Here is a 26,074-nt window from a genome sequence, read left to right on the forward strand (position 1 = left end):
TAGCCGAACCTGCACCGCCAACACGGTCGACGAAGCTAAAGGTTCTCGACATAAGTCACGTAGAAACCACGGACCATCCGGTGCTCCTGCATCCGTTCTCCCAGCGAGAAACCGTTCATCTTGCGAGGCGTTGGCTGGAAAATATCCAATCCGCGATCCAGAACCATCTTCCAGCCAGTATCCGTCGTGATGTCGCGTGCATGGAGAGTGCCGCTCCCATCGAAGGCCCATGTGAAATCGACGCCCGTGCCTGTGCAGGCTTCAGCAATCCCGTCCAGGCACTCTCGCTGCTCCTGAATGTTCCCATCGTCCGGAGCCGTGACAAGATGCACAGCGATCTGATCTTCAGGCTGTTTGCGCCTGATCAGCATCTCGATCAGTTCCATCACGTTGCGCGCCTGATGGAACTTCCGGATATAGGGGTCTGTGATGATGATCCGCGTCGCGCCATCCGTCCAAGGACCAAAGATCTTGTCGAAACTGATGCCCTTGCGGTTTTCTGTGAAAACGACATGTCCGGGAGTTGGGGGTGAGTGCGGGGCAGCGGCAACGGCAGGTGCTGCGGAAGCAGCCACCGTTGAGACCGGCTCTGCCGGTACCAACCCAATCTCTTGTTGATTCGTACCTTCACTTCCATCGTCGGTTGATCGACGGTGGTAGAACTGGGGGAACTCCTCTTCCTCCAGCGTGGCGACGGCGCGCTTTGCGCCATCCGATGCGATGTAATGGAAATCTGCTGTCTCAAAGGTGCTGTCGATCCGCAGGAGCTGATCCTTCACCCGCTTTCGGCATTCAATCGCAAAGCGCAGCAGTTCTTCAACTTCGGCTTCTGTCTCGCCTCCATTCGGGAAGATCAGCTTCAGCAGACCTGACATGGTCTTGTTGATCGCCGCACGGTCCCGGATATGGGTCTGAACCGGAATGGTGAAATAGCGATCTGGCCGGTGCGAGAAGTCCTCCGCACGCAGATGGCGCAGGATTTCGGCGAGATAGTCGACAATGAACCCATAGCCAGATGTGAACATCTCACCCCGGATGATGTCGACCTCCCATCCGGGCAGATAGGCATGCAATCGATCAATAAAGGCGCTGTCGTGGAACTGCGGCGGCAGAGCTTCGAACAGGTCCGTATTTTTCAGCATCCAAGGCACGTTATGGTCCGTGTTGCCGACGAAGGCGAAGCTGGCCTCGGCGCCCATCGGATTTACACCACGAGAGAACTGCTTGTTTGCCATGTAGTTCTTCATGATATCGACAAGCGCCTTGTTGGCCGTCTTCTCGCGGCCCGCAAATTCGTCAAAGGCCACGACATCCCAAAAGCCGACCAATCCGATCCGGCCATTGGAATTGTTCACGAAAAGCTTGGGAACCGTGATTTCACCGCCCGAGATCAGCTGACCATGTGGCGAAAACTCGGAATAGATATGAGATTTTCCCGTCCCCTTGGGACCAAGCTCGATGAGGTTGTAGTTGCGCTCAACAAATGGGACCAAGCGCAACAGTTGCAGAAGTTTTGACCGGCGCCCGAACAGTGACGGGTCAAAGCCGATGCTCTGCATCAGGAGATCGATCCATTCCTCGGTGGTGAACTTGTCCCGCGTCTCGCGATAACCATCATAGTCGACACGGGCGATCTGGATCGGCTTCAGCGTGTCGATGATCCAAGGAGAGATCCGGCTGTCTTCCGAGAATTCGTACTGCACATCGGCGATGCACCAAATACCCGTAACCAGCAGTTTCGGGTGCGCCTTTACCGTGGCGCTGTCGATGGCAACCCGCTTGATACCGAGGTTTTCAAAGACCGCCTCATAGGCATCGGTCTTTTCATTCAGCGCCACGCTAACCTGATCGATGACCTTGTAGCGGCCACGCTCCTTGATCGTTGATTGTACCAACCCAGCTTCGGAACGATGGACGTAGTGCTTGCGCAGGATGTCCTTGACCGTTTCAATGCCTGTCGCAATCGAGGCTTCGTCATCGGTCGCGCAATACTGGCCGAGAAGGTATTCGAGCACATAAGTGGGGACAATGGCGTTCCCTTTCACGGCCTTCACCAGGTCCTTACGGACCACGAAACCGGCAAAATGCTCATTGATCTTGTCATCAAGGGTCGACATCGGCACCTCAGAAATCGAAATCTGTACTGATCCCGCGTTTCAGCAGCAGCGGCTGCGAAGCGTGATCTTCGAAATGGCTGGTCTTTCCGATGCGCGTTCGCAGCTTCAGGAAGACTGTCTGATTGTTATAGGCGTCTGCCGCCTTGGACAGCAGGAAGCTCCGCGACAACTCGCGCTCGCGCGGGTTCTCAGACGTGAAATCGAATTCCAACTCGGCTTCATCTGAGATGAGTGTTTTATCGTCGGCAAAGATGGCTGCATGCACCTGCCGGGGCTGCTGCTTGTCGGTCACTGGCTCCGCCTGATAGAAGGTGACCTGGATCTGGCCCGTGGTGATCTGAGCACGGGGTGGCGGAATGATCTGCACCGAAACCTGTCCGACATCCTCCTTGCGCTGCTTGCCGACACGCAGGACCGGCAGGACGATCTCCTGCAGGCTCGCCCCGCCATGGACAAAGCGGCTGCCCGATCCTTTGACGCGCAGGCGGTTGATCGAGTTCGGGATCAGAATGTCCTGCTCACCTTCCAGCCCAAGCTGTGCAGCAGAGAACTTCTTCATGCCGCCACTGCTGTTAAGGCCCCGGCCGATCACGAAGCGCCGGTTTCGTGTAACGATCTCGCCCTCCGGCTCGCTCAGCGCGAAGCCGCTCTCTTCCAGAGCCTTGTGCTGCCACAAGAAGCCGTGATCGGCGGTGATCAGGATGTTCGAGAAATTGGCCGAAGTCAGCTTCCGCACCAGCTTCACCAGATCCTCGATGGCAGCCTCTGCCGCAGCTGGGACATTTTCCTCGGTGGTGAGCTTGTCGCCAATCGCGTCGATCTGGTTGTGATACAGATAGAGGACATCATGATCCCGGAAGAGGTCTTTGCCCTCCGATGATCCCAGATTCATGAAATCCTTAGCCGCGAGAACCTTTACCCGGTCTCCAGCCCGGCCCGCAGCAAGCGCCTTTTCACGCGCAGCGGCCCCCATGGTGCTTTCACCGTCCAGCAGCACCAGATCATTGTCGTCGCGGATCGCCAGTTGTCGGTGCGGCAACAGCGCCGCCATGCCAAGCTGCGTGTAGCTCGGCAAAACCCCGATCATCGGCTTCAGTTCAGCATCGAACCGATTGAGCTTGCGTATCTCGCGCAGTGCCTCTTCGGCCACCTCATAGCGCAGCGCATCCGAGATAATGACAACGACCTTCTGATCCTTGCGCCGGTATTCAGCAGCCTGCCCCCGGTAGAAATCCACCTGACGTGGAAAGCCCGGGACCGCCCAGTCCGTCAGGCGGGCAACCTCATCCTGCCAGGCATCGTTCAGCTTGAGCACGAAATTCGTAGTGTAACGGTTCTCAACCGCCTCATAGAGCGCGGACAGCAGCCCCGACTGACCGCTTTTCTGCATGTGATAGATGAACTTGCGATAGAGCTGGTCCAGTCGAAACCAGCTTGCGGAATAGCGCTTCACACCATCGGACAGGCTGGTCATCGTCAGATCAGCCTCGGCCAGCGCCTGCTGAAACTCGGTCGCATAGCCAATGGCCTGATAGACATCCGCGTAACGGCTATACCAATGGCTCTGGCGGCGATCGCGCACCCATTTCAGCACATCTGTCGCCGACAGGCTCTGCCGGGCAAGCCCCTCAACGATGGCGACAACGATCCTCCGATCCACTTCCTCGAAGTGATCATGCGGCATCAGGCTACGGAAATCGCGGGAAGCCAGATCGTCCCTGATCTTCAGCACGTCCTGATAATCGCCCGACAGCTTCTCGAACGTCTCACCCCACCGGCGCGAGGCGCTCCAGCGGCGGAACATCAACGCGGCATCAGGATTCAGGCGGGCAGCCTCTCCCATGGCCCGCGCCCAGGCGCTGGAAAACAGCGTGATGGCGAAATCCTGAAAATCCGGCGCATCCGCCGCATAGCCATAACGCGCTGTCACTTCCTTCCAGAAGAACTCTGACAGCCCGACACGATCCACCAGCTTCAGCGCCTCATCACGGCCTTCAGCCAGTTCGGCCAGCAACGCCTCGATCACCGTATCGAGATCGCCATCCGCACCGACGCAGACCGCCAGCATCTTGCGGCGGACATCGTTGGCGCTTTGCGATGGCCGCTCGCGCTCGATCGCGCGAAGCGCTTCCAGCCGCTTGCCGGAACGGTAAAATTCGGCGTGATCGCGCACGGCGGCTTCATACTTCGCCGGAATGCCGAGATCAGCCACCCAGATCGCCGCCTGATCGGCGCGGAACACGGCGCTGGCCAGTTGCACATCCAGCAGCCAATTCTCAGGCATCGGCGGCTCGGGGCCGTCCTTATAGAGCAGGAACCGTGCCTTCGGCTCCTGCCGCAGCATGCGGTATTTCAGGCCGAATTCGTTGTTGGTGATCTCCACCTTGCTGACGCCGGGCAGATCAACCGCATCGAACGCTGCGCGCAGATCGCGGGCAGCGTCATACCAGAAAACTATGCGGTGCCCCTGATCCTCATAGAGGCGCATCAGGCCGGCGGTGATGCGGTCAGTCATCCGCAGCCTCCAGCCCCTTGATCGGCTTAAGCGCACCGGCGAACAGCGGATAGTTTCGCTTCACGCCGTCATCCAGATCGATGGCGATCTTCTTCTGCGCCATCGGATAGACGACATCGCGCTCCCATTCGGTCAGCTCAGCGATCTGCTTGATGACCGTGGCTGTTTCCTTCTGCGCCTTGGTCTGCTGGGCGGGCGTGGCGGCAGGATCGACGGCCAGCTTTTCCAGCCGGGTGCGCTCCACCTCCAGCTTATGGATGAACTCGCGTACATATTGGTTCAACACGACCGAGACAGTGTCGGGCCGGTAGCGGTGCATATAGATCAGCGCGTTGAAGCTGCCCTTGGGGCTGGAGAACATCCAGTAGATCGGGCGCTTCTTGTAGCGGCGCACATGATAGTCGAAGAAATCCTTCGTGAACCACTTGCGCAGATCCTTGCCGAGGGCAGCTTCGATAAAGGCGAGGTTTTCGCGGAACTTCGCCTCGCCAAAGGTGACGCGCAGGAAGTCGCGGGCGCGGGTGACGATGTCATCGGCGAACCAGTCGGCATCCAGCACCGGGATGACATTGTCGCGGTCAGGCGCGAAGCTGGACTCCGGCACGCGGGCAAGATACTCCTCCACACCCTCGCCCTGATTGGCGAGGACCAGGCCCGGCGCGTCGAGGCTGTAGCGCCCGAACATGCAGCCCACGGCATAATGGAGAAATTCGGCCACCGTATCCTCGCGTAACCGCGCCTCGCGGTCCTCTTCCGAACCCTTCACGCCATAGCGATAGGCCGGGTTGCTGGTGAGGGTGATTTCCTCGATCGGCACTTCGGGGGTCAGTTCGTCAGCCAACCCATAGGCATCAATGTAGATGCGGTTATTCTCTTCCTCCAGCCGCTGCAACTCATCCGTCATGCCCTGCCAATGGGCGCGGAGATTGGCATAGGTATCCGCCAGCGTCCCGGCCCGGTGATCGAGCGAGAGCAGCGGAAGCGTCGTGAAATCCCACGAGGTTTCAAAGGCGTCCCAGTCATTGCGTGCCAACTCGATTGCGTTAGCGGCGTTATTCCCGACGCGCGTGTCGCTGACCTTAAGAACCGGAAATTTTTCGATATCGCTCGCCTGAAAATTCATGGTTGGGTTCAGCGCGCGTACCAATGTCAAAATTTTTGAGTTAAGTAGGGCAATAAATTTTTCCGGTTCAGGAGGAAATATCGCAGTGCATGCGTCCGCATAAATTTCCTGCACATTTTTTGACCTGAAAGACAGAGGACCAGTTGTAACGCGTGATGTCAGCAAGCCCTCTGAAAAATAGGTCCCCTCATTTTTAACGACCAGGGCATAGTTTCCATTTAGATATGGATACTTTTCCGCGACGTAGGTTTTGATCTCATTGCCATCATTTTCCCAATTTACGACATGTTCGACATTGCCATACCAGCGACGATAGCCGCCGCCTTTTGCAAAAGGCAGCCAACGCTGACCTACACTCGCAGCATTTACCTCCGGAACAAGACGCAGAAAGCGCTCGCTATCACTTGTTTGTAGCCCTGTTGAACCCTTGGAAAACTCCGACAATGCTGTGCCGTTAGCGAAAGCTGCATACGCTTCATCGGTCATCCAGTACGAGATCGGACTTCCTGGTATCTGAGAGAATTTGTCCGTCGCTGCTTTATAAAGGCAGCCTGTCTGCCTTCCATTTATTGATGCGAGAAGCATCGATGACTTTTCAGCTTCTGAGACCCCATCAACCAGACGTATAAACGTTCCCCGATACCCAGCTAGTGAAGCCTTTTTTAGAATAAATGCGGTTGTGGAAACAACTGCACCGCCAATGGTATCAAATCCCCGCTCCCCGATGTGGGCCATCGTGAGGATGGTAGAGCGCGATAAAAGCTTTCCACGAAGTTTTTCAAACGTCCCCAAGAACATCCATGACTGCATGTTGATCATCGCCGTCAGTCCGCCGCTTATAGAAAGATGCAGAGACCTTTCCATGAACATTGCGAATAGATCGGATTTACTGTCTGGGAATATAACCTTGGCGTAGCCTTGAATGGTGGTGTTCAAATTTTTTAGGCCTGCGTACGGCGGGTTGGCCACTACGACATGATATTTCGGAGACAGCGCCTCGGCCATGCGCAGCACGGCCACAACGCGCTCTTGCACCTCTTTCAGCAGCAGATCGGCCCCGAAATCCCTCTTCTCCACTACCCGCAGCGCCTCGGCCGGATCGCGCAGTTTCGGGACGATCAGTGAGCCGAAGTTCTTAGCCTGCTCGAACTGCCCCAGCGTTTCGCGCAAGTCGTCTGTAAACAGATCTTTGCCCACCACGGCGGCCACGTCCTGCATCTCGGCGGGCGTGAAGCGCACATCCTGCAGTACGACGATGTCGGGCTTTTCCTCCATCCGCAGGAATCGCCGCCGCCCTAGTCTTGCCGCCGCCTTCATCGACAGCGCAAAAGCCGCCAAGGCACCAGCGCGATCGTCAATCTCGATGCCCGTCAGGTTGTGCTTCAAGATCAGGCCCGGAATTTCGGCCGCGTCATGACCTTCCTCGGCATAGATTTCATAAAGCATGTCAAAAGCGTAGGTCAGCATATGGCCCGAGCCGCAGGCCGGATCGCAAATGCGGATATCCTCGGGCCGGGCGATCTTCAGGAAGTCCGTCTCCGGTTCTTCCGGCGCGATGTAATAATCCATCTTCGCCGCCAGCTTCGATTGCGGGCGGTTCAGCAGCCACAACCGCCCCAGTGAGTTTTCCACCAGATAGCGAACGATCCAGTGCGGGGTGAACAGCTGCGTCGCGGCGGGGATATTCTCCGCCGTAATCTTCTGGTTCTTCTTCAGGCCTGCAAAGACCTGATCCTTCTTTTCGCTGATGTAGAACTGGTAAAGCCAGCCGATGATCTCAACATCCTGGCAGGCATCTTCGGTCATCACCTCCCGCAGGCGGGCAAGGATGCTGTCCGGCGACAGAAGATCGTCGGGCATCAGCAGTTCGGTATAATCCTCGGCCCGGTCGAGCATGTCGGCACGCTCGAACATATAGGGCATGGCGCCATGCCATTCGTTGCAGGCATGGATCAGCAGCAGCCGATAGGCCTCGGCCTGCCCATCATGGGCGGGGCGTGTACCGTTCAGATATTCGGCAATCTCAGGCCGGGCGCGATCCGGCAGGTTGCCTGCCATCGCCTCGGCCAGAATCTCGGGCCGGGTAGCACCATCGGCAGGCGATACGACGCGCGGGTTGGTCAGGCCCGTCACATCCATGAAGCGCAGCGCGATGAAGCGGTTGAACCAGGTATAAGCGGCCTGCTCGATCACCTGGGCGCGGCTGCTGTTGGCCGCAGCTTCCAGCTTGGCAATCGCTTTCGGATGTTCGCGGCGGGCCGCTGCGCCCTCGGCCAGCACCATATCCAGCCGGGCGGTGACCTGATCGATCAGCAGGTTGCGCGCGCTTTGCGCAAATTTCTTGAGCGCGTTGGTATCCATCAGACAATCACTTTCTTGCCCGCGCCGATCTCGGACAGCAGGGTCTTTTTCATCTCATCAAGGTAGCGGGTCACATCGTCCTCATCTTCGAGATAGGTTTTCGCGAAGGGGACGGTGATCGACTGCGCCTTGATATATTGGGGCTTGACCGGTGCTGGCGGCACATATGGCGCTGGCTGAGGTTCGGCCACGCCACCCGAAGGTGTGGGCTGAGGCGCGGGAACCGGTGCTGGTGCAGGCGTCAGCTCCGCAATGCGCGTCAGTGTGTCAGCCAGAAGGTTGGAACGCACCTCGGTCGCCAGATTGCGCAAGGCCGGGATCAGGCTCTGTGCGGCAAGGCCTGACTTCCGCGATACAAGCTCTTCGCGGATGCGCGCCTGCTGCTCGGGCGGCAGTGCGCCAAACTCCGAAGTCTGGGCGACTTTTCCGGCAACCTCGTCAATCGCCGTGACGACAGCGTTGCGCTCAGCCAGAACGGTTTGCTCGATATGCTCCTTCAGGGCGTAGAAATCCGTCTTCAGTTCCTGAATTGCGGTGCCCTTGAAGCACTGCGGATCCTCAAGCACCTGACGCAGTTTGTCGGCGGCGGCGCCTTCGGCGTAGCTAAGATTCTGATCCTGCGTGGTCAGGAAGGAGCGCACTTCATCGTAGATGCCTTTTTGCGGCCCGCGCATGAAGCTGCGGACCTTGTCGAAGACATCCTCTTTTGCATCAAGCAGCTGCTCCTCCTGCCCGGTAGGGCCGGTGATGAACCAGGTGGCAGATTGATCGCGCATCCCATCCAGCATGGTGCGTAAGGGATCGAGGACGGTGGCAAAGGGATAGGCTGCAATGGCACGGCTCTCCTGCTCGACATCACCAAGCAGCTTGCGCAGTTGCGTCTGCCATTCCGCTCCCAAACTGCGGGCGTCATTTCCAGAGGCGGGCAGATCGAACAGCTCCTGAAACAGTTCGCGCGATTTGCGGATCTGTGCGGAAGTGAACTCGATTTGCGGGGAAAGCAGAATGTTGCCAAGGGCATGGCTGTTGCGCAGCCCCTGCACCAGCGCATCCCCTTCCAGCAAAGCACTGTCGGCCCGAGCCTCAAGCTTGCCGCGTGCGACGAGGCTCGCGGTCAGGCAAAGGACGGCGATGGAAGGCCAGCCATAAGGTTTTGCTCCGAACTTCTCGACCAAAGCCTTGACCGAGACCCGCGTCCCAAGGCGCATCTGAGCCTGAGCATGATTCAGCACGTCCTGCTCGGCTTCAGTCAGACCGCTGCCTTCGCCGCCGAAAAGCCCGCCATCGACGCGTCCGGCTCGCCCAAGATCTGCTTCGGTGTAAGTGGCACCGCGCAGGACAGGCAGGCTGGTATAGACCTTGTCCACCAAGACCTGGAAACCTTTGACCAGCCGATCCTGCGGATCTTCGCCACCGATCTCCAGCTCGGCACCGCGCACGAAGAGCCGAGCATCCGCGATAAGGCCGCGCAGCCGCTGCACCAGTTCCTTTTCGCGCCGCGTATTCTGGTCACGCTTCTCCGCAATGATACGATCACGACCGGGTTGGGCGTCGCCGCTGGTGACCTGACGCGCAAATTTTACGGTCTGGAGCCAGAGGACGAGATCGCGCGTAAAACGCACATCACGCCCTAGCAGGACAATCATCTCATCGCTTGCCATGCTGTTCGAACGAACCACATCCGGTGCGTCGGAATCGTCGCTGAACGGCGAGATGATATTGACGGAAAGCTCATGTTCCCGGTTCAGGCTGTGGCCATCAAGCTTGCGGGTGAAAGCGTAATCGACACCCGTGCCGGCATGCTTGATCTTGCCGTGACGGAGGATCGCGCCGAACGCCAGTTCATCGAGCTGCCGTTCTATCTCGGCGGGATCGACGGCGATTGCCTTGATCTCGGCCTCGACGTCCTTTTCCTCATTGGTGAGGAATTCATAGACTTCGCCGTTGCGCTGGATCAGCGTCTGACGCTCCAGAAGCGACAAGGCCTCCTCGATATTGCGGCGCTGCTCGGTCTGGTCCGCCTCGAACCGGGACAAAATGAGGATCGATATGTTGCGGGCAGTCGGTTTGAATTCCTTGACGTATTTGACAAGGAACAACACCTTCAGCACCCGCACGGCAAAATCATCGCCAAGGTTCTTTTCAGCCAGTTGGATTGACTGCTGAACAGATGATTTCAGGGCGGTGCGAATCCCCTCAAACATCAGGTCAAAGGTCGCCAGCCCCCCAACCGGCGTGTCGGCCAGCTTTTTGGCCACCTCCTGAAACACCCCCAGCATAGAGCGTTCGCCGACCGAGCTGTGCTTACCCTCAAACGCGTTATGCTGCGAGAGGCCCATGATCGCGCGCTGGAACAGGTCATACTGGTAGTTCGGGAACGGGTAGCTCGCGACGAACTGGTCTTTTCCGGAGAAGTTCCTGAACTTGAAAGAATTATCGCCGAAATCGAACAAAGTGCGCAGGTTATTTTCCTCAGCATCATAAAGATTGCCAAGGGTGATCTGACCAGCCTCGGTCTTGGCCAGCAGACGGCGCTGGATAACTTCGGCCACATCCTGAGAGTTCAGCGGCATCCGGTTGGCAAAGCGCGCCTGGATTTTCGAGAAGTCATTTTCTTGCTGCGCCGTCAGATCCCCGATGACCGAACCCATGTCCTGCTGGGCGGTGACGACAATCCAGGCCTGCCCCTTGCACTTCGTGTTCAGGCTTTCGGCAATGGTTTGCAGGTTCGTCATGAGCTTGACGTTGTCGGCGATATACTGCCCCACCTCATCGACGAAGAAATTCAGCCGGAACTTCGGCCCCTGCGCATCGATCCACGACTTCACCATATTGGCGAAATCCTCGATCGAAACCTTCGTATCCTTACGATACTGGCCAAGAATATCCTTGACCTCATCGCCCGTGACCTCGGCAAAGGCGGCGGCAATGTGCTTACCTTCCATCAGAGCCTGTTCGCGTCCGCGCTCCCAAGGCTTTCCGGAAGATTGCGCAAAGGCCGCCTTGAAGGCATCGAGCTTGCCGCGACTGTCCAGATCACGCTCGAACTGCGCGATATGCGGGAGCTTGCCATAGTAGCCGCACATCTCGTCAAAGACCTTCTGGAAGACGGCGAGAAGCGCATCGACATCCGCCTTCGAGATCACATCCGCCTTCTGGTCGATATTGAACAAGACCGACCGGGATGGAATCGACACTGCCTTGCGCAAAGCGCCCGCCAGCATCGGGTTGCCCGCAAGCTTCCGCTCAAAGATTTCGACGGCACGCTGCCCTTCGACCTCGTCATTCTCCAGCAGAAGGGCGAGCATCTTCAGCAGGTGAGACTTACCTGACCCGAAGAAGCCAGAAATCCACACGCCGTTCGCGGTATCATAATTGTTGTAGGCGTCGAGGAATTGCTCCAGCCGAGCGCCGATCTCATTGGTGATGACATATTCATCGAGCTCGGTCAGGAGGCTGGCCTTGTCGTCAGCCTTGATCACTCCATCGATCGAACGGTCGACCGGCTTGGCAAAGATATCACGCAGAAAAGTAGCCATCGGTCAGACCTCGTAATTCATGATATTGAACGCGCGGTAGTATTTGTCGTCATGCAGCAAGCCGAACAATTCCAGCGATGCTCCTGTCGCCAGCGCGTGCGTGTATTTTCCCGGAAAGAACATGACCGTCGGGCGATCTTTCGCGGTGCTTTGCAGGTTGTTGAGTACGTTGTGCGACCGTAGGTAGGGGTAAACCTCGCCTACGCCTGACAGGAAGATCACGTCGTGCGGGACTTCTTCGATGTGCCGCGCAATCTCTGGAATGAGGTGTGCCTGCGGGTCCAGAACCCCCTGCAACAGTTCCTTGAGCTCCGCCTTTTCCGTTTCGGCTTCAACCTCAAGGATCTGCTCGAAGATACCCCGGTCTTCGAGGATCCTGATCGAAAGATCATAGAGATCAATATCAAGTACGCGCACACCAGCGTGGCTCAGCCGGGCGATCAGATCCTCGCGATCCTCGCCCAGGCTCAGTCCGTCTTCGGCATCAAAAGCGCAGATAAAAAAGGGAACCTCGTTTCCCAGCCCTTGCTTTTGCAAGAACCGATCGCTGGAAACTACCCTGAATAGGTGCTCGGCGCGGGCGCGCCGATCAGTTTTCGTGCCCACCATTACCCCCCATTTCCGGGAAAGACCTGCAAGTCCGCCGGATTACTCTCCTCAATCAGCCGCTTCATGCGCCCCGATAACCAAATCGGCTGAATTCTACCCTCGACGCTTATCAAACCAACTTCACGTAGTATCCGAAACAAGACCTGACGCAATTTTGCGCAGGTTGAAGCTGAAAGAGCGGCGAGGCCGGGATCGCTTTCAGCCTTCTCCGCGAGAAAGCGGTCAAAAACCTCATGGCCCAGGTCGAGCCGCCATGATTGGTAGCGTTCGCTGATCACCTCGACTGCGAATTCGTGGACAAAACGATAGGTCCGGCAGACCGCCAGCCACATCATCGCCTGCTGCTCGGCGCGGTCAGCCTCTACCGACAGGTAATGACGTTCGGCATCAGAGAGATGGCTTATCCGGTCGTACACTTCACGAAGCGCGCGGGTTTGCGAGGCCAGTTTGGGTAAGGATGACGCGCCCTGGGCCAGCAAACGCTCACGAGCAGATGCCCAGTTCTCACCGGGTTGATAAGCTTGAGCAATCACGATGCTCTCATTGAGCATCAGCCCGCCCACGCCAAAGGACATCCGATATTTCGCTGCGGCCACCATCATTTAGGTACCGCCCCGCTTGCTGTGTCAGCCTCATCGAACTCATGCTGTGCACGCTCAAGGGCGGCGGCAACCTCGTCTTCGTCAGCCGCAACGATATGCTGGGTCCGGGGATCACGCAGCCTAGCCCCATCAAGGAGTCCTAGCCGCTTGAGCACATAGAACAGCATGGCGTAGCGAACTGTCAGCACAGCGCGCCCGTCCGCCATGTTGTAATCCTTTGCGACCACCGCCTGCTGACCGACCGACAGATCAGGATGCGGCACAAGGGTGATATCGAAGGTTTCCTGCCACAGCCGGTCCTGTGCCGCAGCAGCACCTGGCTCGCCGAACTCGCCGAATCCAAGGACACGCGAAAGCAGGAAATCCTTGAAGCGCTCCGTCTCATGGCACCAGGCCCGCACATGCCAGCGCAGACCATCAAAGCCGAAGGCATGCGGGGTAATCCGCCGCCATGCCGGATCGGGCCGATCGCGGTTCATGGATTGGTAGTGAAGGTCCAGCGACCTTTCCTCCCGCACTGCCGCCAGAACTGAACGCAGAACTTCGGTATCGACCTTACGGCGCAAAGTCAGAGCGATATCCATGTCAGGCGGGGCAGCGAGCCAGTTCGCCCCCGCGTCGGCGAAACCTTCCGCCATCGATCGGAGCCGCATGAGATAGGCGTCCGGGTCCGGGTCTAGAAACACCGGCTGAAATTCCGGGCCGGCTACGTAGCGGCGAGCGCTTTTGTCATAGACCGCATTCTGCGGCGCACGCTCCTGATAATGGGTCAAGTCCTTTGACGCCTGCGGAACGGAGACGCCAAACGTATCGATCAGGTCAGAGCGATTGACACCCCCCTCCCAGAACAGGCGGAATTCGATGAACTCCAACCGCCTCTCGACACCCCATTTCAGCATTGCTCGTCCCGCCGCACTTGAAAGGATAAAAAGTATATGGGACACCTTGCGATGTCCGTATATTTTCTATTCTAACAAACCTCAAACTGTCAAGCCCGAGGAAGGCCGGATGCGCACCGTGTCACCGTGCACAAACACGGCGGGGCAAAAGCGCTATCGAAGTCGGTCAGCCTGGACGTGGGCAGGGCCACGACATCTTCGATACCGACACGGTCGATGTCGATTGCAGCCAATGCTACGGCGTGATCGTACAGTACCGTCAAACCCTATTTTCGCCGGGCCAGCCCTGTCAGCGATCGTGCCAGGCTCAACAACCGCCGAGACGCCGGATTGTCGTTTTGCGCGGACCAGACCATGCTGAACGGCAGCACCTCGTCCGCAAGTTCCCGGTAGGTGATCCCTGGAAACTGGGCGACGGTCGTTGCTTCGCTCGTCAGAGTGAGGCCGCGACCGAGAGCGACCAGCGATAGGATATTGTCGCGGCCGACCTGCTGAGATTGAATATCGAGGTGGCGGCCGAGACCGGCAAGGTGAGCAACCAAATAGTCGTGGATCTCCTGACCCGGCGCAACGTCACTCACAATGAACCGCTCGGAGACCAAATCGCCCCATCCAAGTTCCGGCTTGCCCGTCAAAGGGTGGTTATCGGGCAGCACCACGAAAACCTTCTCGCACCATAAATGCTCCGCCTCACAGCCATCCCATGCCGCAGTTCCCGTGATGAATGCGACGTCCAGACAAAGTTTCCGGACAGCCGCGATGTGCTCGGGCGGATTGCCGTCAATAAGGTCGACCTGCACGTTCGGGTGGCGCGTGCCGAAGGCACGCAACAGATCGAACAGAAATCCTGACGCAAGGGACGAAAATATCCCGACCTTGATCAGCCCTTGCTCCGCCCGGCCAACCGCCGCCACCTTGGTCACCCCAATGTCGATCTGGCGAAGAGCATGGCGAGCGTTGCGCAGGAATTCCCGCCCGGCAACGGTCAACCGCACCCCGCCAGCATGGCGCATGAAAAGCGACGCCCCGAGTTCATCTTCGAGATCACGGATTCGTCGGCTGATGGAGGATTCCTGCACAGAAAGCGCGGCAGCAGCCTTGCGAAAACTCCCATAATCGACGGCGGCCACAAAATATCGCAACTGGTTCAGCCGGACCGCAGATGTGCCGGGTCTCCCCTCAACGACTTTTGTGAGGCTATCATCAGGCGAGGTCTGATTGTTCCCGATCACAGCCATGGTGCATCATCCGAAACAGCGTTCGGTTTCTGACGGGCATCCCGCCATCATCAACGCGAAAATCGATCTGTGTGCGTTCATCGGCTCTCCGCACGCCCTCAAACTAAACGACGTTCAGTTACCGAATGCTGCTTCTTGACTTCCGGCCCGTCAACGAAAAAAATAAATGTCGTTTAGTTTTCACGACAAGTTGCAACAGGCATCGGAATGGCCCGTCCCCGGAAAGAGCAAGAACTTGATATTGCTCGTCGTGCGATCGACGAAACGATCCGGCTGCTGTCAGAACGTGGCGACCTCGACGTACCGCTGACTGCGGTCGCGCACGCCATCGGTTGCACAGCGCCAGCGCTTTACGGCCATTTCCGCAACAAAAGCGCCTTGTTGCGCGCCGTTCGGGACGAAGGTTTCAACCAGCTCTACAGAGAAAAGCTGGCCGTCTTCCAGCAGATGCGCGGCAATCCATTCGGCTATTTGCGTGATGGCAGCTATGCCTATGTCCGCTTTGCCCTCGAAAACCCCACGCTGTACCGACTGATGTTCACACCGCCGCCACGGCTCGGAGTCAGCGATGATCCATGGTCGGGCGAAGCTGGAAGACAGATACTAAATCTATTGCTGACGGGACTTCGCTGCTCTCAGGACCAAGGCTTTTTGCCCGGCATGGATCTGAGCCGTTACAGCTTCATGTTCTGGTCAACGGTACACGGCGCGGTGAGCCTCACCCTTCAGAACCGGGAAATGGATCAGACCACCAAATGGGATGCGACACGAAAGGCCGTCGATACGTTGATGGAAATCATCGCCGCGACGCGCCATGACTCGCTCGGCACCTCATGAGCGAGACCTTCGGGCGCTGGCAAAGCCCCGATCTGTCGCAATGAACCGCTCCAGCATCGGCACAATCAGCCTGACAGGATCGGCAGCGGGCTGGCCGGTTTCGCGAGCCAGCACTTCGGCATAGGCGGCAAGATCGCGGTGCAGCGGCCCGGGCAGTTCCACCGTCACCTTCACGGGCTTGTCTTCGATGAGGGGGCCGAGTTTCAGCTTCGTCATGGTCAGTTCCTATAAGGTTCGAGTACGAGATCGCGGGTAACGATGACCCTGACCGGGTAGCCCGGCCGGATCGTCAGGGTCGGCGCGACCTGCAACTGGCGCTGGACGATCTGTTGCCCGGCCTGATTGATGGTATCCTGTGCTCCGTCGCGGATGGCGCGGATCAGACGATCCTCGTCGTCGGTCGCCAGTTCCGTGCCGATGCCGAGCAGCGTGGACAGCCCCGCCGCCTTCATCAGATCCCACCAGTGGTAATCAACGCCATCTTCCAGCCCGGCATAGCCGGAAGCGTCCGCACCGGGCTGGCGCTCCAGCACGATGGAGCGGCCGTTGGGCAGGATCAGGCGGTTCCAGATCAGCAGCACGCGGCGCTGACCGAATTGCACGCCCGCATCATACTGGCCGATGATGCGGGTTCCTTGCGGGATCAGCAGCAGACTGCCGGTCGGACTGTCATAGACGTTCTCCGTCACCTGCGCGGTGATCTGCCCCGGCAGATCAGAGCGGATGCCGGTAATCATCGCCGCCGGAATCACTGCCCCGGCCTGCAGGATGTAGGGCGAGGCAGGCGCCATGATCCGATCCATGGCAACGGTCTGCCGATCCACAGGACCATTGAGGAAAGCTGTGTGCCGGTCCTGTGTTGCGGGCTGGCCACCAAGGTCAAGACCAGCAAGGCCCGGCATATTGGAGCCAGGCGTCGTCGCCACTCTTGGCCCGGACTGGAAGAACACAGTGCTAAGACGTGCGGCTTCTTCCTCGGCAAGCCGGCGCTCTTCGGCAGGATCGCGGGCAGGCGTCGCCATGGCGGGCGGCGTGACGGGCTGACCCCGGTTCTGGGCGTCGAGGATCGGGCCACCGAGATCGCCCGGCAATGCCGGCCCCAGGACCGGCCCGGTATAATCCTTCGGCAGACCTGCCAGTCCATCTGCCGTGGCGCGGTTCTCGGTCGAATAGAGTTCCTCACCGTTTCCGCTCATATCGCGCGTCTGGAGCGCATAGATCAGCGCCCCGCCGATGCCGAGGAGCGCAACAGCTCCGGCACCGGCCAGCATCTTGCGCGACAGGCGCGTGACGCGCGGCGGCTCGGCACGCAGACGCATCGGCGTTGGGTTGGTGGTAGCCTCTTCACTCATGACGGTTGCCCCCCGGTTTTGACGGGCTGGGCAGCTTGTCTTTGCTCGATGCGAACGATCCTGACCGTCTGCTGCTGCTTGCCGCTACCAAGACGCAGCTCAGCCGCTCCGAACAGCCGATCGACGATCAAGATGTTCTGGTGAACACGGGAATTGACGATCTGGGTCTCGCCCTCGGAACCGATGACGAAGATCGGCGGCATCTCTCCCTGCACGATGCCGCGCGGGAAAACGACATAGACACGGCGGCCATCGTCGAAGACGGAAATCGGCCGCCATGGCGGCGTATCTCCGGTCAGGCCGTAACGATAGTTGCGTGCCGCCTCGACCGGGATGATGGGTGCTGCCGGAACGGTCTGGCGCTGAGCGGCAGGCAGCGCCGGATAAGACCAGGATACGGACGGCATGTAGAGCGCCTCACGGGCGCGCAGTTCGATCATGTAGGTGCGCCGATCGGTCGTCACCACGAGATTGGTTGAGATGTCGGATCGGGATGGCTTGACGAGAATATGGACCCGGCGCGACGTACCGCTCCCGCTCTCGGTATCGCCAATGATCCAGCGGGCGGTGTCTCCCGCCGCGATCGGTCCCGCGCCGGTCAGGCTTTCGCCCGGCTCTAGCGCGATATTGGTGATCTGGCCTGGTGCTGCATAGACCTGATAGAGCGCGCCTTCCGACCAGGGATAGATCTGGATGGCGTTATAGTAACCCTCGCGGCGCGGCTCGACGCGGGCGGCGGCATTGGCGTTCTCGACGCGGCCTGCCGGTGTTCCGGCAGCAGTACCGCCGCGTGCAACCGTCCAGGCCGGCGGCGTGTGAAGCGACCGAGGCCGGTCATCGGTGACAGCGGTCGGCACGACGGGCAACGCCGGCACATCGGCATCATAGCTGAACTGCGGCGTCTTGTTGGTGGCGCAGCCTGCCAGCATGGTGGCCGAAAGCAACAAAGCCGCGAAGGCGGGCTTACGGAAAACCGGCAAGGCGGAATTGCGGGAAGACGCGATGGTCATTGGCTCATCTCCCGCGACCATGAAATTGCATTGACGTAGATGCCGAGAGGATTGGCGCGCAGACGCTCCGCATCGCGCGGCGTCTGGATCACGATGGTCAGGATCGCGGTCCAGCGCTCGGTCGTGGAAAGCTGCCCGTTCTCATAGTGACGCTCGGTCCAGGCGACGCGGAAGCTGTCGTTCGAGGCGCGGATGACGCTGGAAACCTCGACTGCGATCTGCTGGCGGCCGACACGGGTGAACGGATCATTGGCGCGGGCATAGTCGTTGAGCGCGGCCGCTCCCCTATCCGTGGTGAACTCATAGGCGCGCAGCCAGTTCTGGCGCACGATGATGGCGTCCGCCGGGATCGAGCGCGTCTGCTCGATGAAACGGCCGAGGTGGAAGGCGATCTGCGGATCGGTCGGCCGGTAGTCGGCCGTCGCAGCGGCGACGGTCTGCGCCTGGCCGAGATTATCGACCTGCACCACCCAGGGCACCACGGTCCCTCGCGCCGATTGCAGGACAAGTGCGGCAGCGAAGCCTGCCGAGAGGATCAGCGAGCCGAAGGCCATATAGCGCCAGTTCTTGGCCTGCACGCGAGCCGAACCGATGCGCTCGTCCCAGACTTGCGCGGCTTTCTGGTAAGGCGTCTCGGGTTCAGGCGATTTGCCGTAATGGGTCGCTGGACGTCTGAAGATGTTCATGAGCGGTCACTTTCGGAGATGTTGACGGAAGAGCCGCCGCCGTGGCTGTCACCGGAGCGGACGGCATGGGCGGCCATGGTCGTGCCGTGATTGAGCGCCTGGCGGCGGTGCATCTGCTGCGCCCATGCAGGCGGGCTGCCCGTCGGTGCGGAGGCGGGTGCGGCAGCGCCGGCCACCCTCGCACCGCCAATGGTTCCCTGCGAGGACGACCCACCAGTGACGCCGAGCCCGGCGCGCGCGCCATCGGAGAAGCTGGACTTGACGCTTTCCGCTGCTTTCGAGGTCACCCGTTTCAGGGGCGATGCGGCGGCGGAGCCTGCCGCGCGGGCAACACCGCCGAGGCCGGAGGCAACACCGGCAGCGCCTGACTGGCCGAGCGATCCGACACTATAGGCGGCGCTCGCCGCACCTGCGGCAGCAGCACCGCCACGGACGGCAGCAGCTCCACCCGACAGCGCCGCTGCCCCTCCCTTCGCGGCCATGCCTGCGGCAGCGCCACCGGCAAGCATCATGCCGCCAGCGGCAAGGCCGGTTCCAACTGCTGCACCTGCGCCAAGCTGCGGGCCGCCAGAAACCAGACCGGAAGCGATGCCGGGACCGAAGATGCCGAGGCCGAGAAGGGAAAGTGCGGCCAGCACGATCGCCATGGCGTCGTCGATGGTCGGCGTCACGCCGCCGAAACCGGCCGTAAACTGCGAGAACAATGTCGAGCCGATGCCGATGATGACGGCGAGCACCAGCACCTTGATGCCGGAGGAGACGACATTGCCAAGAACGCGCTCGGCCATGAAGGCGGTCTTGCCGAAGAGGCCGAAGGGAATGAGGACAAAGCCCGCCAGCGTAGTCAGCTTGAACTCGATCAGCGTGACGAAGAGCTGTACGGCGAGAATGAAGAAGGCGAGCAGTACCAGCGCCCAGGCGAACATCAGGCAGGCGATCTGGATGAAGTTCTCGAAGAACGACCAATAGCCCATCATGTCCGAGATGGATTCGAGCAGCGGGCGACCGGCATCGAGGCCGGTCTGCGCTACCTTGCCGGGCCGCAGCAGATCGGCGGCGGAAAAGCTGGTGCCCGAACCTTTCAGACCAAGACCGGCGAAGCTGTCGAAGATGATCTGGGCGAGATTGTTCCAGTTGCCGATCAGGTATGCGAAGACGCCGACGAAGAGCGTCTTCTTGACGAGGCGTGCGATGATGTCGTCATCGGCGCCCCAGGACCAGAAGAGTGCGGCCAGCGTCACGTCGATGACGATTAGCGTGGTGGCGATGAAGGCGACCTCGCCACCGAGCAGGCCGAAGCCGCTGTCGATATAGCTGGTGAAGACGCCCAGGAAATTGTCGATGACGCCGGTGCCGCCCATGGTTCACTGTCCCCCGTTCTGATGCGGAGCGGCGGGCACCGGCGTCCGGCCGAGGAACCGGTCGCGGTTCTCGGCCCAGGTGGCGAGGCAGCCGGGATCGTTCACGGCGGCCTCGCCTAACTGCTGGCAGTGGCGCAGGCTCTGGCGCAGCGGATCGGCAGGTGTCTGAAGCGCCGGCGTCGCACGGGGCTGTGCTGGTTCGTCCTCGCGTGTCATTTCGATCACCGTCGCGGTGATGGCGATGGCCACGAATATGATCGCGCCCAGCCGGGCCAGCATCTTGCCGTCCATGTCGCGCCGCTCCTGTCCGGTCAGTTGTTGCCGTTGCCGAACATCCGGGCATTGCCGGGCTGATAGCCCGATCCCGGCGTCAGGAAACGCTCGCGCTGGATGCGGCCCTGTTCGGCGGCGGTGGCGCGCTCGGCTTCGATCAGCGCCTCCGAGCGGCCATTGGCCGACATCAGGGCGATCAGATCTGAAAGCTGCTGCGACTGGAGCGCGAGAAGCTGATTGCCCGCCTGTGTGGCCTGCAACGCGCCGGTGGCGTTCTGGCTCTGCCCGACAAGGGCGGACATTTCAGCGCGATTGGTGTCAATATTTCCGACGACACCGGCCTGCACGCGCATGGCGTCCTGCAAGCCGCCAACCGTATTCTGCCAACGGGACCGTGCATCGGCGACGAGCTGGGCGTCGGTCGCGGATAGCGAAACCTTGCCGTATTTCTGTTGGAACATTTGATCGACGTTCTGCACGTCGAAGGCAATGTTCTGCGCCTGGGCCAGAAGCTGCTGCGTGCGCTGGACGTTCTGCTGCAAAGTCTGGAGCGAGGAATATGGCAGACTGGCGAGATTCTTCGCCTGATTGATGAGCATCTGCGCTTCATTCTGAAGCGAGGTGATCTGGTGGTTGATCTGCTCCAGCGTACGGGCGGCGGTCAGAAGGTTCTGCGCATAGTTGGTCGGATCATAGACGATGCGGCCGAAGCCAAAAGCGTGAGCGGGGCTTGTCAGCATGGGCGACAGTGCAACAGGCATGGCGAGCGTCAGCGCCAGCACGGATGCACTGACATATCGGGAGACGGGGATACGGATCATGGCAGGGGCTCCTTTTCTTGGCTGTCATCTGGATGGATTTGATCTGGCGCGACCGGCCGAGCAGGCTCTGTCCGTTCGACAAGATTGGTAAGGTTCGGGATCAGATCGACGGCCCATTCGACGCCGCGATCGCGCAGCCAGGCCGCGAGAAAACCGTCCTGCCCATGCTCGGAGACGAGTTCGGCGATACGGGTCTGATCGGATTTGGATGATGCGGCGCAGAGCGCGAGACCGACTTCGCTGAGGCCAAGCTCGAACAGGCGATTGCCGCGCCGCGATTGGCAGTAATAGTCCCGCTTGGGCGTGGCCCGCGCGAGGATCTCGATTTGCCGGTCATTGAGGCCGAAGCGGCGGTAGATTGCCGTGATCTGCGGCTCGATGGCGCGTTCATTCGGGAGAAGCAGCCGCGTCGGGCAGCTTTCGATGATGGAGGGCGCGATATTGCTGCCGTCAATGTCCGAGAGCGACTGCGTGGCGAAGATGACGGAAGCGTTCTTCTTCCTGAGTGTCTTCAGCCATTCGCGGAGCTGGTTGGCGAACCCCTCATCATCGAGCGCCAGCCAGCCTTCGTCGATGATGAGCAGGGTTGGCCGACCGTCGAGCCGGTCGCCGATCCGATGAAACAGATAGGACAGGACGGCAGGCGCAGCCCCAGTGCCGACCAGCCCCTCGATCTCGAAGGCCTGTACATCGGCTGATCCGAGATGTTCGGCCTCGGCGTCGAGCAACCGGCCATAGGCGCCGCCAATGCAGTAAGGGCGCAACGCCTGTTTCAGATCGTTGGATTGCAGCAGCACGGCAAGGCCGGTGATGGTCCGTTCCCCCGCCGGGGCGGATGCCAGCGATGTCAGCGCCGTCCAGATGTGCTCCTTCACCTCCGGCGTGATGCTCATGCCTTCACGCATCAGGATCGCGGCGATCCAGTCAGCGGCCCATGACCGTTCATAGGCATCATCGATCCGCGCCAGCGGTTGCAGGGAAACGGAAACCTCCGATCCCTCGGTCAATCCACCGCCGAGATCATGCCAGTCGCCACCCATGGCGAGCGCGGATGCCCGGATCGATCCTCCGAAATCGAAAGCGAAAATCTGGCTGCGATCATAGCGGCGAAATTGCAACGCCATCAGCGCCAGCAGCACGGACTTGCCCGCGCCGGTCGGGCCGACGACGAGGGTATGGCCCACGTCGCCGACATGAAGGGAAAGCCGGAACGGAGTCGAACCTTCGGTCTTGCCGTATAGCAAGGGGGGCGCTCCGAGATGCTCGTTCCGTTCCGGCCCCGCCCACACGGCCGATAGAGGGATCATGTGGGCGAGGTTGAGCGTCGAGATCGGCGGCTGCCGGACATTGGCGTAGGCATGTCCGGGGATCGAGCCTAGCCAGGCATCGACGGCATTGACGGTTTCCGGCATAACCGTGAAGTCACGGCCCTGAATGATCTTCTCGACCAGACGCAGCTTCTCGTCGGCGATACGGGGATCGGCGTCCCAGACGGTGACGGTTGCTGTGACATAGGCCATGCCGGCGACGTCAGCGCCCAGTTCCTGCAAGGCCATGTCGGCATCGAGCGCCTTGTTGGACGCATCGGTGTCCACCAGCGCCGATTGCTCGTTGGTCATCACCTCTTTCAGGATCGCGGCGATGCTCTTGCGCTTGGCGAACCACTGGCGGCGGATTTTGGTGAGGAGCTTCGTCGCGTCCGTCTTGTCCATCAGGATGGCGCGGGTGGACCAGCGATACGGGAACGCGAGCCGGTTCATCTCGTCGAGCAGGCCGGGCGTGGTCGCAGTCGGAAAGCCTATGATGGTCAGGATCCGCAGATGCTGATCGCCCAGGCGCGGCTCAAGTCCGCCGGTCAGGGGCTGGTCGGCGAGCATCGCGTCGAGGTGCATGGGCACTTCGGGCACGCGCACGCGATGGCGGTTGGTCGAGATTGTGGAATGCAGATAGGTCAGCGTGCCCGCGTCATCGAGCCAGCGGCATTCCGGCATGAAGCCGTCCAGCAACGCCAGCACGCGGTCGGTGCGGTCGATGAAGCCGCGCAGCAGCTCATGCGGATTGACGCCGGATTGCTCACGGCCTTCATAAAGCCAAGTCTCGGCGCGTGCGGCATCTTCGGCGGGCGGAAGCCAGAGGAAGGTCAGGAAATAGCCCGACACGAAATGCGTGCCCGCTTCCTCGAAGGCAGCTTTGCGCTCGGCATCGACCAGAGCGGAGGCCGGATCAGGAAATTGGTTGCCGGGATAGGTCGCGGCTTCGCTTCGTTGTGCCTCAACAAAGATCGACCAGCCGGAACCGAGGCGGCGCACAGCGTTGTTGATACGCCCGGCGACCGCGACCAGTTCGGCGGCAACAGCGGAATCCAGATCCGGCCCGCGAAACTTCGCAGTCCTCTGGAAACTGCCGTCCTTGTTCAGTACGACGCCCGAGCCAACCAGCGCGGCCCAGGGCAAGAAATCCGCGAGGCGGGTGGCGGTACGGCGATATTCTGTGAGGTTCATCATGGCCGCGCCCTCACACCGACAGATGACCGGGGATGCGCAGATGCCTACGCCCGACCTCGACGAAGAGCGGATCGCGTTTGGCAGCCCATACCGCGAGGAAATGACCGACTGCCCAGATGGCGATGCCAACCAGCCAGAGACGGAGGCCGAGGCCGACGGCGCCGGCCAGTGTGCCGTTGACAATGGCAATCGAACGCGGTGCGCCGCCGAGCAGGATATGCTCGGTCAGCGCCCGGTGAACCGGGATGGAGAAGCCCGGCACCGTATCGAGCTGTTCAAACCCGCCCGCCATCAGATGAGCGCCCCGCCGCCGAACGAGAAGAACGACAGGAAGAAGCTCGACGCGGCGAAGGCGATCGACAGACCGAAGACGATCTGGATCAGGCGGCGGAAGCCGCCGGAGGTATCGCCGAAGGCCAGCGCCAGGCCGGTGGCGATGATGACGATGACGGCGATGATCTTGGCGACAGGACCTTCGATCGACTGGAGGATCGACTGAAGCGGGGCCTCCCAGGGCATGGAGGAGCCGGAGGCGTGTGCGGCAGGCGCCAGCATCAAACTGATGGAAACAGTGGCAGCGGCGGTTGCCATGATGCGGCAGCCGCGTGAAATCGTGCGGATCATGAAGGGTTCCCTTTCGAGGTGGTGGCCAAAGTGATGGGATGCGTGATGGCGTAGTCGCCGTCCGGTCCCAGCCCATCGACGCGGGCGAGTTCGACCAGGCGGCGGGACGATCCACGTCCGGCAAGAACGGCGACAAGGTCGATGGTCTCGGCGATCAGGGCCCGCGGGACGGTGATGACGGCTTCCTGGATGAGCTGTTCGAGGCGGCGCAGCGCACCAATACCGGAACCGGCATGGATGGTGCCGATCCCGCCGGGATGTCCCGTCCCCCAGGCTTTGAGCAGATCGAGGGCTTCGGACCCGCGCACCTCCCCGACCGGGATGCGATCAGGACGCAGGCGCAGCGAGGAGCGCACCAGATCGGAGAGCGTCGCCACGCCATCCTTGGTGCGCATGGCGACGAGATTGGGCGCGGCGCATTGCAGTTCGCGCGTGTCTTCAATGATCACGACGCGATCCGAAGTCTTGGCGACTTCTGCCAGCAGCGCGTTGGTCAGCGTGGTTTTTCCGGTCGAGGTGCCGCCCGCGACAAGGATATTGGCGCGCGTGGCGACGTTCAGGCGCAACACCTCGGCCTGAGCGCTGGTCATAATTCCGGCGCTTACATAGTCGTCGAGCGTAAACACCGCGACGGCGGGCTTGCGTATGGCGAAAGCGGGTGCTGCGACCACCGGCGGCAGCAGGCCCTCGAAACGCTCTCCGGTCTCAGGCAGTTCGGCCGAGACCCGCGGATTGCGGGCATGAACCTCGGCGCCGACATGATGGGCGACCAGCCTGACGATCCGCTCGCCATCGGCCGCCGACAGCCTCTCCCCCGTATCGGCCAGACCTTCGGAGAGCCGATCCACCCAGATGCGGCCATCGGGATTCAGCATCACCTCGACCACAGCTGGATCTTCCAGAAAGCGAGCAATCGATGCCCCGAGTGCGGTGCGCAACATCCGCGCACCACGCGCAATCGTCTCGGGCTTCTGATGTGATGCGGTCATGGCGGCCCCATTCATGGCGGGACGCGCAAAAGACGGACCCCGGATTGGGGTCGATTAAAAGAACCTGATTTAGGGCCGTTTCAACAGATGTTTACGCGTGTGCGGGCATCGGCGGCGCGGGGCGGCAAATAGGATGGATCGAAAGTTCAGAGCTGGTTTCCACCCGCTTCGGACTGGCCTTGTGACGAAAGATCGTGAAGCGAATCCATATCCCGCGACAACTCTTTCAGGAATCTGTCGCCGGAAGCCAGGCGCTTGCCCAGCGTCTGCATGAAGCCTTCGAAGCGCTCGTTGCCCTTGATGCGCGCCGATTGTTTCGCGCTATCTGACAGCGGCGGCGTCATGGTGAGCCAGAATTGTACGAACAGCGAAAGCGTCTCGCCGAGGATGGCGACATCTTCGTCCAGCATATCGAACTGGCGGCCAAGCTTATCCAGGCGTCGCGACATTGCGGCTTCCAGCCGTTCGGTCGTGTCACCGGACAGGAAGGATGCTACCGCAGCCTCGATCACTGCGGATTTTGAAACATTGCGACGCAGCGCCAGGCCTTCGACCTGCTTCAGCAGATCCGGGGAGAAGTAGACATTCATGCGGGTGCGGCTCGTCATGCCTGT

The 26,074-nt window shown here is 60.3% G+C and carries 21 protein-coding genes; 1 reads left to right on the plus strand and 20 read right to left on the minus strand.

The genetic code is table 11. From position 1 onward, the window contains the following. Window positions 1-35: 35 nt before the first annotated feature. The 8 genes from brxL to BJ122_RS08565 form a co-directional block, all read right to left on the minus strand. Entirely contained in the window at window positions 36-2,117 is a 2,082-nt protein-coding gene (gene brxL, locus BJ122_RS08530) for a BREX system Lon protease-like protein BrxL (RefSeq protein WP_110780721.1), read from the minus strand. Window positions 2,118-2,124: 7 nt separating this feature from the next. Further along, entirely contained in the window at window positions 2,125-4,632 is a 2,508-nt protein-coding gene (gene pglZ, locus BJ122_RS08535; RefSeq protein WP_110780659.1) for a BREX-1 system phosphatase PglZ type A, read from the minus strand. Next, window positions 4,625-8,116 (minus strand): BREX-1 system adenine-specific DNA-methyltransferase PglX, encoded by a 3,492-nt coding sequence (pglX, locus tag BJ122_RS08540; protein ID WP_110780660.1) that lies wholly within the window; start codon window positions 8,114-8,116, stop codon window positions 4,625-4,627. The genes pglZ and pglX overlap by 8 nt, the downstream gene beginning before the upstream one ends. After that, window positions 8,116-11,655, minus strand: a complete 3,540-nt coding sequence (gene brxC, locus BJ122_RS08545) for a BREX system P-loop protein BrxC (protein WP_110780661.1) — start codon at window positions 11,653-11,655, stop codon at window positions 8,116-8,118. The genes pglX and brxC overlap by 1 nt, the downstream gene beginning before the upstream one ends. A 3-nt stretch (window positions 11,656-11,658) precedes the next feature. Further along, window positions 11,659-12,264, minus strand: coding sequence for a DUF1788 domain-containing protein (locus BJ122_RS08550; protein WP_010336175.1), 606 nt, complete (start codon window positions 12,262-12,264; stop codon window positions 11,659-11,661). Further along, window positions 12,264-12,866, minus strand: a complete 603-nt coding sequence (locus BJ122_RS08555; RefSeq protein ID WP_110780662.1) for a DUF1819 family protein — start codon at window positions 12,864-12,866, stop codon at window positions 12,264-12,266. Before BJ122_RS08555 ends, BJ122_RS08550 begins: the two co-directional genes overlap by 1 nt. Beyond that, complete coding sequence (locus tag BJ122_RS08560) at window positions 12,863-13,765, minus strand: BrxR family helix-turn-helix transcriptional regulator (RefSeq protein ID WP_009450526.1); 903 nt, start codon at window positions 13,763-13,765, stop codon at window positions 12,863-12,865. The genes BJ122_RS08555 and BJ122_RS08560 overlap by 4 nt, the downstream gene beginning before the upstream one ends. Window positions 13,766-14,031: 266 nt before the next feature. After that, the gene (locus BJ122_RS08565; protein ID WP_110780663.1) at window positions 14,032-15,003 is read right to left on the minus strand and encodes a LysR family transcriptional regulator; all 972 of its coding nucleotides are present in this window, start codon (window positions 15,001-15,003) and stop codon (window positions 14,032-14,034) included. Window positions 15,004-15,210: 207 nt separating this feature from the next. Here BJ122_RS08565 and BJ122_RS08570 point away from each other — a divergent pair, with 207 nt between their 5' ends. Further along, a complete protein-coding gene (locus tag BJ122_RS08570) occupies window positions 15,211-15,840 on the plus strand; it encodes a TetR/AcrR family transcriptional regulator (RefSeq protein WP_110780664.1) in 630 nt (209 codons plus the stop codon). Here BJ122_RS08570 and BJ122_RS08575 read toward each other — a convergent pair. The 12 genes from BJ122_RS08575 to BJ122_RS08630 all read right to left on the minus strand — a co-directional run bounded on the left by BJ122_RS08575 (window position 15,835) and on the right by BJ122_RS08630 (window position 26,068). Then, entirely contained in the window at window positions 15,835-16,056 is a 222-nt protein-coding gene (locus tag BJ122_RS08575; protein ID WP_038148826.1) for a DUF2274 domain-containing protein, read from the minus strand. The two genes, BJ122_RS08570 and BJ122_RS08575, sit on opposite strands and share 6 nt — an antisense overlap. A gap of 2 nt (window positions 16,057-16,058) precedes the next feature. Next, window positions 16,059-17,159, minus strand: a complete 1,101-nt coding sequence (locus BJ122_RS08580) for a TraB/TrbI/VirB10 family type IV secretion system protein (RefSeq protein ID WP_165496727.1) — start codon at window positions 17,157-17,159, stop codon at window positions 16,059-16,061. Window positions 17,160-17,188: 29 nt separating this feature from the next. Further along, window positions 17,189-18,202 (minus strand): P-type conjugative transfer protein TrbG, encoded by a 1,014-nt coding sequence (trbG, locus tag BJ122_RS08585; protein WP_110780666.1) that lies wholly within the window; start codon window positions 18,200-18,202, stop codon window positions 17,189-17,191. Then, on the minus strand, window positions 18,199-18,888 hold the full coding sequence (gene trbF / locus BJ122_RS08590; protein WP_020818572.1) for a conjugal transfer protein TrbF: 690 nt from the start codon (window positions 18,886-18,888) through the stop codon (window positions 18,199-18,201). The genes trbG and trbF overlap by 4 nt, the downstream gene beginning before the upstream one ends. Beyond that, window positions 18,885-20,249: a P-type conjugative transfer protein TrbL gene (gene trbL / locus BJ122_RS08595; protein WP_110780667.1), complete on the minus strand. Its 1,365-nt coding sequence runs from the start codon at window positions 20,247-20,249 to the stop codon at window positions 18,885-18,887. The genes trbF and trbL overlap by 4 nt, the downstream gene beginning before the upstream one ends. 3 nt (window positions 20,250-20,252) lie before the next feature. Continuing rightward, window positions 20,253-20,540: a putative entry exclusion protein TrbK-alt gene (trbK-alt, locus tag BJ122_RS08600; RefSeq protein WP_110780668.1), complete on the minus strand. Its 288-nt coding sequence runs from the start codon at window positions 20,538-20,540 to the stop codon at window positions 20,253-20,255. Between the two features lie 20 nt (window positions 20,541-20,560). After that, window positions 20,561-21,343 (minus strand): P-type conjugative transfer protein TrbJ, encoded by a 783-nt coding sequence (trbJ, locus tag BJ122_RS08605; protein ID WP_010336163.1) that lies wholly within the window; start codon window positions 21,341-21,343, stop codon window positions 20,561-20,563. After that, a complete protein-coding gene (gene trbE, locus BJ122_RS08610; protein ID WP_110780669.1) occupies window positions 21,340-23,847 on the minus strand; it encodes a conjugal transfer protein TrbE in 2,508 nt (835 codons plus the stop codon). Before trbE ends, trbJ begins: the two co-directional genes overlap by 4 nt. A 10-nt stretch (window positions 23,848-23,857) precedes the next feature. Continuing rightward, window positions 23,858-24,139 (minus strand): VirB3 family type IV secretion system protein, encoded by a 282-nt coding sequence (locus BJ122_RS08615; protein WP_110780670.1) that lies wholly within the window; start codon window positions 24,137-24,139, stop codon window positions 23,858-23,860. Beyond that, window positions 24,139-24,471: a TrbC/VirB2 family type IV secretion system protein gene (locus BJ122_RS08620; RefSeq protein ID WP_009450539.1), complete on the minus strand. Its 333-nt coding sequence runs from the start codon at window positions 24,469-24,471 to the stop codon at window positions 24,139-24,141. The genes BJ122_RS08615 and BJ122_RS08620 overlap by 1 nt, the downstream gene beginning before the upstream one ends. Next, window positions 24,468-25,460 carry a P-type conjugative transfer ATPase TrbB gene (gene trbB, locus BJ122_RS08625; protein ID WP_110780671.1) on the minus strand — a complete coding sequence of 331 codons (993 nt, stop codon included), beginning with the start codon at window positions 25,458-25,460 and terminating at the stop codon, window positions 24,468-24,470. The genes BJ122_RS08620 and trbB overlap by 4 nt, the downstream gene beginning before the upstream one ends. A gap of 146 nt (window positions 25,461-25,606) precedes the next feature. Beyond that, window positions 25,607-26,068, minus strand: coding sequence for a ribbon-helix-helix domain-containing protein (locus BJ122_RS08630; RefSeq protein WP_075657523.1), 462 nt, complete (start codon window positions 26,066-26,068; stop codon window positions 25,607-25,609). Window positions 26,069-26,074: the final 6 nt, after the last annotated feature.

This window comes from Rhodopseudomonas faecalis, from assembly GCF_003217325.1.
GTDB lineage: Bacteria > Pseudomonadota > Alphaproteobacteria > Rhizobiales > Xanthobacteraceae > Rhodopseudomonas > Rhodopseudomonas faecalis.